The organism is Microseira sp. BLCC-F43, assembly GCF_041929235.1.
GTDB lineage: Bacteria > Cyanobacteriota > Cyanobacteriia > Cyanobacteriales > Aerosakkonemataceae > Microseira.
Genome location: NZ_JBHFNP010000137.1, coordinates 13,884 through 25,706, shown reverse-complemented (window position 1 = coordinate 25,706; position 11,823 = coordinate 13,884). Strand labels below are relative to the sequence as shown.

10 protein-coding genes are annotated in these 11,823 nt (G+C 44.8%); 2 read left to right on the top strand and 8 right to left on the bottom strand.

The genetic code is table 11. The features are described 5' to 3' along the window. Window positions 1-253: 253 nt before the first annotated feature. The 4 genes from lgt to coaD form a co-directional block, all read right to left on the bottom strand. Window positions 254-1,144, bottom strand: coding sequence for a prolipoprotein diacylglyceryl transferase (gene lgt, locus ACE1CM_RS19515; RefSeq protein ID WP_374879492.1), 891 nt, complete (start codon window positions 1,142-1,144; stop codon window positions 254-256). A 287-nt stretch (window positions 1,145-1,431) separates the two neighbouring features. Further along, window positions 1,432-2,712: a lipid-A-disaccharide synthase-related protein gene (locus ACE1CM_RS19510; protein ID WP_374879490.1), complete on the bottom strand. Its 1,281-nt coding sequence runs from the start codon at window positions 2,710-2,712 to the stop codon at window positions 1,432-1,434. A 113-nt stretch (window positions 2,713-2,825) separates the two neighbouring features. After that, on the bottom strand, window positions 2,826-3,509 hold the full coding sequence (locus ACE1CM_RS19505; protein ID WP_374879489.1) for a DivIVA domain-containing protein: 684 nt from the start codon (window positions 3,507-3,509) through the stop codon (window positions 2,826-2,828). After that, the gene (gene coaD, locus ACE1CM_RS19500; RefSeq protein WP_374879487.1) at window positions 3,422-3,973 is read right to left on the bottom strand and encodes a pantetheine-phosphate adenylyltransferase; all 552 of its coding nucleotides are present in this window, start codon (window positions 3,971-3,973) and stop codon (window positions 3,422-3,424) included. The genes ACE1CM_RS19505 and coaD overlap by 88 nt, the downstream gene beginning before the upstream one ends. A gap of 113 nt (window positions 3,974-4,086) precedes the next feature. Here coaD and ACE1CM_RS19495 point away from each other — a divergent pair, with 113 nt between their 5' ends. Next, window positions 4,087-5,025 (top strand): type II secretion system F family protein, encoded by a 939-nt coding sequence (locus ACE1CM_RS19495; protein ID WP_374879485.1) that lies wholly within the window; start codon window positions 4,087-4,089, stop codon window positions 5,023-5,025. A 6-nt stretch (window positions 5,026-5,031) separates the two neighbouring features. After that, entirely contained in the window at window positions 5,032-6,831 is a 1,800-nt protein-coding gene (locus ACE1CM_RS19490) for an asparagine synthetase B family protein (protein ID WP_374879483.1), read from the top strand. A 94-nt stretch (window positions 6,832-6,925) separates the two neighbouring features. Here ACE1CM_RS19490 and ACE1CM_RS19485 read toward each other — a convergent pair whose 3' ends face one another. From ACE1CM_RS19485 to ACE1CM_RS19470, 4 genes are read right to left on the bottom strand one after another with little or no spacing between them, the layout of a single operon-like run. Beyond that, complete coding sequence (locus ACE1CM_RS19485) at window positions 6,926-8,206, bottom strand: hypothetical protein (protein WP_374879481.1); 1,281 nt, start codon at window positions 8,204-8,206, stop codon at window positions 6,926-6,928. Between the two features lie 9 nt (window positions 8,207-8,215). Continuing rightward, window positions 8,216-9,532, bottom strand: coding sequence for a diaminopimelate decarboxylase family protein (locus ACE1CM_RS19480; RefSeq protein WP_374879479.1), 1,317 nt, complete (start codon window positions 9,530-9,532; stop codon window positions 8,216-8,218). Then, window positions 9,529-11,178 (bottom strand): asparagine synthetase B family protein, encoded by a 1,650-nt coding sequence (locus tag ACE1CM_RS19475; RefSeq protein ID WP_374879478.1) that lies wholly within the window; start codon window positions 11,176-11,178, stop codon window positions 9,529-9,531. Before ACE1CM_RS19475 ends, ACE1CM_RS19480 begins: the two co-directional genes overlap by 4 nt. Then, on the bottom strand, window positions 11,175-11,807 hold the full coding sequence (locus tag ACE1CM_RS19470) for a DUF3859 domain-containing protein (RefSeq protein ID WP_374879476.1): 633 nt from the start codon (window positions 11,805-11,807) through the stop codon (window positions 11,175-11,177). The genes ACE1CM_RS19475 and ACE1CM_RS19470 overlap by 4 nt, the downstream gene beginning before the upstream one ends. Between the last annotated feature and the right edge of the window lie 16 nt (window positions 11,808-11,823).

The window sequence follows — 11,823 nt, the reverse complement described above, 5'->3', positions numbered from 1 at the left end:
AGTCAATTTTGACCAGAGTTAATCGTTTTGCGCCTTTAGCACGATTCCCAGGCGGAGGGTTGTCGGGTGTGTCAGGCGCAGACAATGAGTCACTTTTGACCAGAGTTAATCGGTTTGCGGCGATTCACCATTCGCTGGCGGGGGGCGGGTTTATATAAACTTATATCGGTTGGTAAAACCCGCCCCTGCACAACTGACTACAGGACTTACGCAAGACAAACCTATCACCTTAGTTTCTTTGCGTCAGTCCTGACTATTCTGAAGATGACTCTAACTGGTCATTATTGGGTGGAACGACATCGGGAAGACTTCGCCCCAACAAGTAAAGCCACGCCAACCCTGCCAATCCCAGTATAATTCCCACTATACTGACAACTTGCGCGATGCGTAGCGGTCCCAACATTAAGCTATCGGTTCGCAATCCTTCAATCCACAATCTCCCGCTGCTGTAACAGATCAGGTAAACCAATATCAGCGTACCCGTCTTTATGCGCTTCGAGGAAAGCGAACGGAAGAATAAAGTCAGCAATATGCCGAACACGATGAAATTCCAGATAGACTCATACAGGAAAGTGGGATGAAAGTAGGCAAAATCTGGATACTCGCGCGGACGGTATTCGGGTGCAATATAGAGTTTCCAGGGTAAATCTGTCGGACGTCCAAACGCTTCTGAATTGAAGAAATTACCCCAGCGTCCAATTGCCTGCCCTAAAATTAGCGAGGGTGCGACTAAATCCGTTAGTTTCCAGAAAGGCACTTGTTTAATTCGTGCAAAGATTAAAGCGGCTATTAAACCACCCAAAATAGCGCCGTGAATTGCAATACCACCTTTCCAAATTGCGAAAACTTCACCGGGGTTTTGGGCATATTCTTGCCATTGAAACAGTACATAGTAAATTCTGGCACAAGGAATTGCCCCAACTAAAAGCCAGATTGCCAAATCGCTTAATAGATCTGGATTGATGTTACGACGCTTGGCTAAGTAACCGCTAAGACTGACTCCGATTAATACCGCTGATGCAATTAAGAAACCGTACCACCGAATCGTGAGCGGTCCCAATTTGACCAGAATCGGCCCTGGAGAAGTAAATTGAAAGGCTAAGGGCAACAGCGGAATACTTTGCCCAAAAGAGATAATGTTCATGGGTTTGAGTAAGGAACAACAAGCACAAAAAAAAACCGTTCCAGCACCCCTTGAGTAACTACAGGATTAGATTGTAAATGGCTTTGGGTTTACCAACCCTATTTCTTGTCCAAACAGATATTGTAGATGTCTGGCAGATTTAGCAATGGGGTTTGGTAAAGATATTAAGTATTAAATTATACAAATGTAAGCGCCTGATGTTGCCAAGTGCTAATTGCTAATTGCTAATTGCTCATCGCGAGATGTGAAGAGCGCAACAATAATATTCTTCGATTAGGCATTAGCGATTAGCCATGAGCCAATTTTTGGATTAAATAATCGGCAATGCGACAAGCTGCCCCTGGTTTTCCCATGCGACGAATACCATTTTCAGCTATTTGTTGCAGTCGGTCTGGATCGCGCAATAAAGTTTGAATAATATTGGCAACTTGGTGAGGTTGTTCGACTAAAATTAAAGATGGCCCTAATAAACGACTTTGTGCTTCGGCGAAAGCTTTTGTAAACTGGGGACCATTACCTGGAATGGCGATCGCAGGTTTCCCCAATCCGATAAACTGTTCGGTAGCAGTTCCCGCCATTGCGATCGCTATATCCCCCCGGTGCAAGCAATCGTTATAAGCGTGCTGGGTTAAGATTACTGTCGCTTTATCCTGGGTAAATACCAACGCCTCCCCATCTGGGATTTTCCACCGAGAGGCGGTATCCGTAGATTGTGCGACAAAACCTTGGGAAACCAAGCTTTGTCGCAAAAAATCGAGGTTTAACGTGGGTGCGATCGCTGCCAAAAACAGCACCTGTCGCCTCCCGAAGGCTTCTATAATCCCAGATACTGCTTGCAAGATCTTTTGCCAATTTTGATAAGCTTCTGGCGTTCTAGAACCGGGTAAAAGCGTTATCGTTAGTAAGCGGTCTTTCTCTAATTTTTCCAATTCTGGGTAAAAAATTGGTTTGGGAATCGATGGTTCCAAATCATCCATCATCGGATTTCCCATGTCAAATGCTGGAATTAACCATTGCTGCAAAGTTTTGGTGGTTAGCGGATCTCTGGGGAAAACTGCTTTACAGCGGGGATGGCTCATCAGCCAACGTTCCCAAGGGTAGTATACCGAACCGAACCATTTTTTTAACCAATCGTCGAACCGAGATTGACGGGGTAGCCACCCCGATTCATTCCGCAGATAATATTCTGATTGAGCCGTACCGACAAAGGCATAATTAGCACCGCTCAAATTCGCCAACAATAGGGGGACAATATCTCCAACTGCTAACACAACTCCGCCTTGTTTTGCCCAATTTCGCACAGTTTTAAACTGCTCTAGGAGGAGTTGGAGTAACCCGCCTTGCAGATCTCGTGCTAGTTGGCGTCCATCCATGTAAATAAAGCCGCCCGAGGGCATTTTCTTCACTGTCCCAATAATAGGAATACCCTGAGCTTGATAAGCTTGTCCTTCACCTACGATAGGCAAAGCTGCTACTTGGGGTGCATTGGGATGGCGCAAAAGTTGCTGCAAAATGCGGAGTGCGATTGCATCCTCCCCGTGACCGTTACTGACACAAAGTAATTTCATAATTGCTAATTGCTAATTGCTAATTGGTAATTGGTAATGGGGGATTTTGGATTGAATTTAATCTGAAATTTGCTATCTGCAATTACCAATTACCCATTCCCAATTACCGCGCATTAATCTTTTTTCGGTGCGGGAGGGGGAGGCGTTTTTTTATTCCCAGCAGCGGGTGACTCATCTGGTTGCAGCGAGGAGCGTCCGTTACGGATGACTTTAAGCATATCGTTTAACTGCTGCTCTAAGTTATTGAGGACGCGCGCGGCGTAGTCGTCCGCACCATCAACAATCGCGTCTGCTTCAGCTATTGCTTTGGCGCGCATTTCCTCCAGTTCTTGCTGCGCTTCCCGGTGCATCCGTTCGATTTCAGCCAAAGCTTGTTCTTGTGCTGCTTCGCACTCTTGCTGCACCATTTGCCAGAGTTGTTGGGCTTCTATTTTCGCTTGTCTGACAATGCCAGTTTCGTCTAAAAGCTGCGCGGCGCGTTGCTCAGCTGCCTCAACAATTTGTTGAGCATAGTTTTCCGCCTCTTGGAGTATTTCATCTTTTTGGCGGACAATTGCTTCTGCTTCTTCAAAAGCGGGTGGTAGATTTAGCCGCACCACATCTAGCTGTTCTAGTAACTGTTCTTCATCAACTAAAGTACGCCGCGTCAGCGGGATGCGCGGACTGTCGAGGATTGCTTCCTCTAGGCGATTGAGTTCTCGTTGAATATCTACGCCTGCTGTTCCACGCTGGGACTGATCTGGGTTATTGGATTGGTCGCCGTCGGGGCCGAGTCGGGCTGAGTTTTGCCGTAACATTTTTTGTAAATATCTATAGCAACGTGCTTGGGAACAAGATGATCGACGGAACCGCCAAATCTAGCTATTTCTTTTACCACGCTACTGCTTAAAAAGCCGAGTTCGGTAGAAGTCGCCAGAAAAACCGTCTCGATCTCAGGCGCGAGGGTTTTGTTGGTGTGAGCCATTTGTAGCTCTTTTTCAAAGTCCGAAACTACCCTTAGTCCCCTGATGATGACTTTGGCTTGACGCAGTTTAGCATAGTTCACCGTCAGACCATCAAAGCTATCCACTTCTATATTGGACAAATGTTGCGTCGCTACGCGAATCTGATCTAAGCGCGAGGCGACGGTAAAAAATGGCGTTTTACCGGGATTCCGCAGCACTGCTACAATCATTCGCTCAAAGAGCTGGCATCCTCGCTCCATCACGTCGAGGTGTCCCAGGGTAATCGGATCGAAGCTGCCAGGATAGATTGCGATCACAACTTTTGGCTGTCTGAGTTACTGACGCGATTATACCGGAGCTTACCCCATTCTGTGGGTGTTCTGTTCCTAAGCTACTCTAAATAGCACACACCCCGCCCCTAACTCCCGCTATGCGTCAACTTCAATCCCAACAAAAAGCGCGATTTTTTCAACAGTTGGCAAGTTTGCTAGATTCTGGTTTATCGCTACAGCAGAGTTTGAGTTTAGCAGGGAGAGATTTAACTTCTGGGTTTCAAAATTATCTGCAACGGGCTACTGTAGCAGTTGGCAGGGGTCAAAGTTTAGCAGCGGCGATTTCCCAACCTCCAGTTTATTTTGACGGTTGGACGCTGGGTTTGCTAGAAGCGGCAGAATACAGCGGTGCCTTGTCAGTTGCTTGTAGGAGACTAGCGATCGCATCGGAGCGCCAACACCGGCGCGATCGCCTCTATAATTCAGTTAAGCTAGCTACAATTGCGATTATCTGGAGTTTATTTTTACTAATAACAGCGATCGTTGCCGGAAATGCTAGCGTTTTATCCCAATCCGGTTTCTGGTTACTCGCGATTGGATTGTTGGTTTTACTAATCGTTGCTAGTAATTTCTTTGGTTCTCATCTCCCCATCCAAAGTTTACAAGGCGTGCCGATTTTGGCAAAGATATTGCAAGCGCGTTCGATGCTGTATTTTGCCGAGTTAGAATTACCCTTAAGTTGCGGCGTTTCTTTGGGAACTGCACTAGAGTTGTGGCAAAAGCATATTCCCGATCCGGTGATGGCTGGTAAAATTGCGATCGCATCCCAACGAGTGTTAGCCGGACAGTCTCTGAGTAAAAGTTTACAAGGTCGCTTACCACCCATTGCACTTGGGATGCTTCGCACCGGAGAAGAAACGGGAAATCTAGACGCCGCACTGGAAAAAATAGCTAAATACTATGAAGGTGAATTAGAAAGACTCTTGCTCCAATTAAAGAGCATTCTGATTCCCCTCAGTATTATCGCTATCGGTGCTTTAGTCGCGTTAGTTGGAATCTGGGGCATTACTTCGCTGATTAATTCATTGCCTGGTTAATTTTCTATGTTTTGGAAATCGCGAACGCATTTGTCGGTAAAGGTGAGTTCAGGTTGGTATCTTGCTTGGGGATGTACTCAGGATATATCTGATATTATTTGGCGCGATGATCGGGTGGCGATCTCTCGCATTCAACCCGCTTTTAGTCCTACCGGGCGGTTTGTTGTCGCGGGGGATATTTGGTTAAGTAATCAGGCGGAATTAATTGGGGGTTTTGATTTTAATATGAGGGACGGGCATGATGCCCATCCCACAAGAGATTTTGGTTTACTAAAGGACGGGCATGATGCCCATCCCACAAGAGATTTTGGTTTAGAGATTGTGGCTTGTTTGTGGGAAAAAAAGGGGATTGAATCTTTAAATTTTTTGGAGGGGATGTTTGCTTTTGCGGTTTGGGATCGGGAGCGGGAGGAGTTGTGGTTGGGACGCGATCGTGTTGGGTATCGCACTTTATATTATACCACTTATGGAGCGATTTGTTGTGTTGCTCCCCAGTTGAGAAGTTTGGCTCCTTTTCGCTCGAATGAATTAGATTTGGTGGCGTTGCGGGATTATCTTTGTTGTGGGTTTGTACCGGGTGAGCAAACTCTTTGGCGAGATGTGCGCGAGTTGCGTCCGGGTACTGTTTTGTGTTTATCAAATGATATGAATGAACCGCAGAGACGCAGAGAAAGCAGAGAGGTTTATTGGCAAGTCCGAGAGGAGATTGGAGAGAGGGAGAGGTGTTTGGAGTGGTATGGGGGGAGGGTGCGATCGCTTTTGGAAGAAGTAGTAGGAGAATGTTTGCCTCACGGTGAACCTGTGGGGGCTTTTTTGTCGGGGGGAATTGATTCGAGTTCTATTGTTGCAATGGCTGCGAAGTTGCACGATTGTCCTGTACATACTTATTCGATTCATTGTGGTTTGGAGTATCCGCATGAGTTGGAGTTTGCTAATTTGGTGGCTAATCATTGTGGTACTGAGCATCATATTTTGGAGTTAAATTCAGATACTATTTGGGAAGGGTTACCGTCAGCTATGGGTTATTTGGATGACCCGATTGGGGAGGGGTTGACGGTTCCCAATTTGTTGTTGGGACGGGCAGCTAAAGCATCGGTGAATACCATATTAAATGGTGAAGGGGGCGATCCTTGTTTTGCGGGGCCGAAAAATAAACCGATGTTATTAAATACTTTGTATGCATCGGTTGTTGAGCGGGATAAAACAGATGAGTTGGCTGCTTATCTCACTTCTTTTAAGAAGTTATATCTGGATTTGCCGCAAGTTTTGAAACCGGAGGTTTGGGCAGCGGTTAAAGATGAACCTTCGGTGTTTTATAATCTGTTAAATTCTCAGGGTAGTTATCTAAATCGGCTGATGTTACTCAATATTCAATATAAGGGTGCAGACTATATTTTAACTAAAGTGAATAATTTGACTCAAGGGGCGGGATTAAAGGGACTTTCGCCGTTATTTGACCGCCGCGTTGTAGAATTAAGTTTGCAAATACCGCCGGAATATAAGTTATTTGGTGCAGAGGAAAAGGCGGTTTTAAAACAAGCGGTGGCGGATTTATTACCAGAGGCGATCGTCAAGCGTCCTAAGAGTGGCATGGTAATGCCGATGCAGCAATGGTTTCGCAAAGATTGGAATCGGAAAGCGAGGAGTTTGTTGTTGGGGAAAAATGCGGCGATCGCACCGTATTTGAATCAATCTATCATTCGAGATTGGTTAAATTATCGCGGCGACGCTTGGGGACGTTATGGATATAAACTGTGGCTATTGGTGAGTTTGGAAATTTGGCTACAAGTAAATAGTAATCGCTGATTTCCTCATTTATAACACCTCTCTTCTCTTCCTCTGCGTCCTCTGCGTCTCTGCGGTTTAATCATTCATAAACAGCCAGAAACAATATGACTAATCAACCAAAACTCTCAACCACATATATAGAATCTGCCCCGCTATCGATCAAAATTAAGCTATCGCTGCTATCAGGTGCTTGACTTTTAGCAATTCCTTGATTTGCTACTCGCATAATTCTTTGTGGGCTAAAGGATTCTAATTCTACAAAGTTACCCGCGTCTAACCATTTGAGTTCTTCGCTTGTCAAATCTCGCCTGACTTCCTCTGGTAATTGTTTCGCTGCTTGTGCAGATTCGGTGGAATTTCTTATAAAAACACTCTCACTGGAAAATACCTGGCGGGGAAGCAATCCCAAGTCATAAATTACTGCATTACTGTGGAAAAACCAATCGGCGCTAGTGCGGAGATTGCGAACTAAGGAAACTCCGCTAGGACTAGCATCGTGTAAGGCATATACTTTTAAATCCAGATTGCGGCGTAGCATATCTAAGACTGTACTAAAAATACTTTCCGGATATCCGGTGATGCTTAACACCGCGCAACTATTTTCAAAGTGGAAGTTATTGGCTATTAGCATTTGAGCAATAGCTGCTTTATCGCAAACAACCACTCGGTCGAAACTATAAGCGCTAATCTCCGTACTAATTGAATTAGCTGTATTTTCTTCCCGTGGCAAAGACAACATTTTTTCAATTATATTAATTCCTTTCCAGCGATTTATCCAGCCATCAAACTGGCTTTGGGAAATAAAAAATGATTGCCCGATATCGTTGATGCGATTCAACTGGCGATACCCTAAATAAATAGATATCATCCCCGAAAGCACGCTAAATACAAACCAGAAAAATGAGTTAAATGACAGACTGATTATAATTCCTGCAATTATAATAATAACCCCCAATAATTGGAGAATTCGCGCAGTTTTCCGGCGAAATTTGGGGTTAGCTTTCTTGTTGTTAGTTGCAGTAAAAACGACACTAATAGCAATAATTGCCAGGAATGGTAATAATCCAAAACCTTGGGCTATAATAACGGCAATAATTATAAAAAATATGCTAATAAAGCCACATCCTATGAATCCTACTGGATTAAATACTCTTGCGTTTAAGCGTCGGTCTAAAAGATAAAATAGCTGTTTGGGAGTAAAGTACAGCCTGTTATCATCAGAGATATCGTTAATCGCCTTGGCAAAAAACGGATCGGTGAACTTAAATTTAGTATCTGTTACAGCAGAAGGTTCAAAAGCAAATGGGTGATTGCAGTTTTTACAACGTCCTTGGTTATTGGTGCGATCGCGTAAATTATTATCTGTCCCGCACCTGACGCATTTCATACCCATAATTCACCTCTAAAATACTTGATTCTCCAATAATATGCTGTAATCTTCTCGCCGACGAATCAATCTATGCTTGCCATTTTCTAACAATACCTCAGCAGGGCGAGGACGATGCAAGAAATGGGAAGACATTGCATATCCATATGCCCCCACATCTAAGATTGCAATCATATCCCCGATTTGTAAACTGGGAAGTTGGCAATTTCGCCCCAGATAATCTCTCGAATAAGTTGTATTCCCGCATACATCAGTAGGATGCAATGACCTCTCCCCCAACCCCTCTCCTGCGAGGAGAGGGGAGTAATTCTCCCCCCTTCCCTCGCAGGGAAGGGGGGTGAGGAGAGGGGAGTAATTCTCCCCCCTTCCCTCGCAGGGAAGGGGGGTAGGGGGGGTTAGGTTTTTCCAAGCAACAATTTCTCGATAACCTCCATGTACGGATGGTACTGATAAATTAGCCACAGTAGTATCGACGCCGACGATTTGTTTTTCTCCCTGCCATTTCACAGAAACCACTTGGCAAAGTAAGGTGGCGCATCCGGCGATCGCTGCCCTTCCCGGTTCTATAATTAATTCAATTTCTTTCCCTATCTTCAGCAGTTGTTGCGTCAACTCCTCCCCAAATTCTTCCCAGTTAAACCCTGGAATTTCCTTATTATAAGGATAGCCAAACCCACCGCCAAAATCTAGATATTCCCAATCAGGTAATAATTTCCCCGTCGCCAGGACGGTTTCGATTACTGAGGTAAATGCTTCTGTCGCATTAGTACCTGTTCCGCGATAAAAATGCAATCCGCTAAGTTTTATTTTGGCTGAATTAGCAATCGCGATCGCATCTTCAAATTCATCTGGATGCACGCCGATGCGACTTTCTCCGGTAATTTCAGGTAAATTTAATCTCAATCCCAATTTAGGGGCGGCAATCGATGTTTTTAATTCTTGATAAATCTCGCAACATAAACTCAACTGGGATAAACTATCTAAGTTTAAAGTTCTGACGCCACCAGTTAGTAACAAGCGCATTTCCGCTGCATTTAAGTTGCTACCGCTGTAGACAATTTCATCGGGGGAATATCCCGCTTTTAATCCTAAATAAATGTCGCCGGGGGTGTTGGCGTGAAGTTTCCACCCACAAGCATGGAAAATCTGCATCAAGGCAATGTTGCCATTGGTGACGCTGGCGAAGTGAAATTGGGTGCGGGGATAGGGAATAGACTGGGTAATTAGATCTATGGTTTGATGTAAGCGATCGCTTTCATAAACATACAGGGGCGATCCATATTTTTCCAGCAATTCCTCAGCTATTTCTAAGCTAATTACTTCTCCCCTCATAAAAACCTCCTAGCATATTTCCACACCTGGGGTGGCAACCAAAAAGGATGATCTAAAGATTGCCCATTTGCTTTTTCTTTTAATACCGATCTCCGCCATGCTTGCCACATAATCAACATCCACATGACGTTGCCAATGTAGCGAGTTTGTAAACCTTCTCCCAGCTTACCTGTCATTATATTTGCAGCGAGGTGAGGTTGCCAGCGTCCTTCGTCGCGCAATACATCCGGATTCAACCATTGACCAATTTCTGACCATAATTGATTAAAATACCAAATCTTTAAGGGAACTCCCATACCGCGTTTTTCGCGCCAGACAATTTCGGGCGGTAACCAAGATTCGACGGCGCGTTTTAAGATATATTTTTCACAAGCGCCTTGCAAGCAAAGTTCTCCAGACAGTTGAAAAGTCCATTCGGTGAGGGGTAAGTCACAAAACGGCGATCGCACCCAAAGTCCGCAAGCAAAAGATAAATTGGTCGCCCTTGGTTGGATATTTTGTGCGCCTTTTAACATTAAAGTAGCGCGACGCAATCTCTGGAAGAAACTCGGACAAAAAGATGGATCTAAAGCGTCTTCTAACCAAGATTGGGGGTTGAAAGTCTGGACTTCTTTATAAATGCGATCGCTGAAAATTTGCGCTTCATACCCGTAAAGTCTCCCAAAGGTTTGCAGGTATTGTTGGTTAAAGTCTTCTATCCCTCTAACCCCATTGTAAATTCCAGCAGCAATTAACGGTTTGTTCGTCCATCCCGCAAATAATTGATCGCCATTTTCACCGTTAAAAATTACCGATGTTTCTTGACTCGCAGCTTGATTTAACAGGTATAATGGAGTAGTAACCCCATCGCCAAACGGGATATCTAATGCTTGGGCAGTAGATGCGATACCGCGCTTCAATTCCTTCGGTGTCGCCGCCACTTTCACTAAGGGAATATCTAAATATCGACCAACTATTTCGGCATAAGGCAATTCCGAATAACCATCGTTGCCAAAATCTAAAGCATAGGCACGGACTTTAATCCCAGCTTGCACCAACAAAGCAGCAACAACTGAAGAATCAATCCCGCCAGAAAGCAACACCCCCACAGGTTCATCCGGCAAGTCGGAAATTTGTCGATAAATAGCATCTTTGAGCAAAATTTGCAGTTGGGAAACCGCTATATTTTCATCTTGAATTAATTCGGGTGCTTCTCGCCATTCTTGTAACCGTCGCCTGGTATATTTTAACGGGTTTCCCTGGAAAATTAATTCCGTTCCTGGGGGGATGGCGAAAATATTTTCAACCGGAGATAGGGGAGTTGGGACGTAGGAAAAACAGGAATAACCGTATAAAGCGGGGATGCTAACTTGGGGAGATTTAACAATCGGCAAGAGTTGCTGGAATTGGGAAGAAAACCAGATTGCTTGTTCTACCTGCGTCCAATATAAAGTCACGCGCCCAAAAGGATCTCTGCCTAAAATTAAGCGATCGCCTTCTACTTTAACCCAAGCATCTGGGCAATCGGAAAACCCACCCGCTGAAATAGCCGCAATTATTCCATTTTCACATAGCTTTTCTGGGGTTGCGTCTTTCGGGTTAACTTCCCAAACGCAACTGCCATCTTTTTGGTAACCCCAATAACCGATAAAATGACGGGGTTTCATTTAACATCAAACCTGCTAGTGCTAAGCGTGCGATTTCCCAACAACATCTGCACCTTCCAAGTGCCAGTCGCTGACCCAGAGTTAAGCTGATGATAGCAATAAGTAGGCCAAACAGATTTATCAATTTGGCGCGTTTGATAGCGACTTTGATGGGCAATATTTCCCCTAGGATCGATCCAGTCGCAAGCAAGAGATAATTTTTCCCCTACTGGGGCATTTTGTAACGTGACGCGGTAGTAAACTCTGGGATTAGATTGACGGACGATTTGATTGGCGCTGCTGCCCCCATTTTGCGTTAGAGTAACTAAACTATTGGATGCAGAGACATTAGCGATCTCATTTTCCACCCGGTTTTGATTCTGCACGTACACAGCAGTGGTAGCGATCGCGCCCATCAATGCTACCACTATACCCCCCATAATCCACCGATTTCGCCGTTTCTGTTCTGCCAAAGCTTCTTGGCGACGCAACTGCACCATCGCATCTTCCAACAACTCCGGCGGCAGATTTAATTCTTGTAAAATTTGCTTGACTTGTTCCGCGTTATACTCTGCCTCCCGACGCTGAGATAATCGTTCCACTTCGGCAACAACTTGTGCCATTTGAGCTTCCGTCAGTCGGTCGTTCATAATAAGTAAGTTAAAG

Excerpts from the sequence above, each read along its gene's own strand:
- ACE1CM_RS19475 (WP_374879478.1), bottom strand. The coding sequence starts at position 11,178 with ATGAAACCCCGTCATTTTATCGGTTATTGGGGTTACCAAAAAGATGGC.
- ACE1CM_RS19490 (WP_374879483.1), top strand. The coding sequence starts at position 5,032 with ATGTTTTGGAAATCGCGAACGCATTTGTCGGTAAAGGTGAGTTCAGGT.
- ACE1CM_RS19505 (WP_374879489.1), bottom strand. The coding sequence starts at position 3,509 with ATGTTACGGCAAAACTCAGCCCGACTCGGCCCCGACGGCGACCAATCC.
- lgt (WP_374879492.1), bottom strand. The coding sequence starts at position 1,144 with ATGAACATTATCTCTTTTGGGCAAAGTATTCCGCTGTTGCCCTTAGCC.
- ACE1CM_RS19485 (WP_374879481.1), bottom strand. The coding sequence starts at position 8,206 with ATGGGTATGAAATGCGTCAGGTGCGGGACAGATAATAATTTACGCGAT.
- ACE1CM_RS19470 (WP_374879476.1), bottom strand. The coding sequence starts at position 11,807 with ATGAACGACCGACTGACGGAAGCTCAAATGGCACAAGTTGTTGCCGAA.
- ACE1CM_RS19510 (WP_374879490.1), bottom strand. The coding sequence starts at position 2,712 with ATGAAATTACTTTGTGTCAGTAACGGTCACGGGGAGGATGCAATCGCA.
- ACE1CM_RS19495 (WP_374879485.1), top strand. The coding sequence starts at position 4,087 with ATGCGTCAACTTCAATCCCAACAAAAAGCGCGATTTTTTCAACAGTTG.
- ACE1CM_RS19480 (WP_374879479.1), bottom strand. The coding sequence starts at position 9,532 with ATGAGGGGAGAAGTAATTAGCTTAGAAATAGCTGAGGAATTGCTGGAA.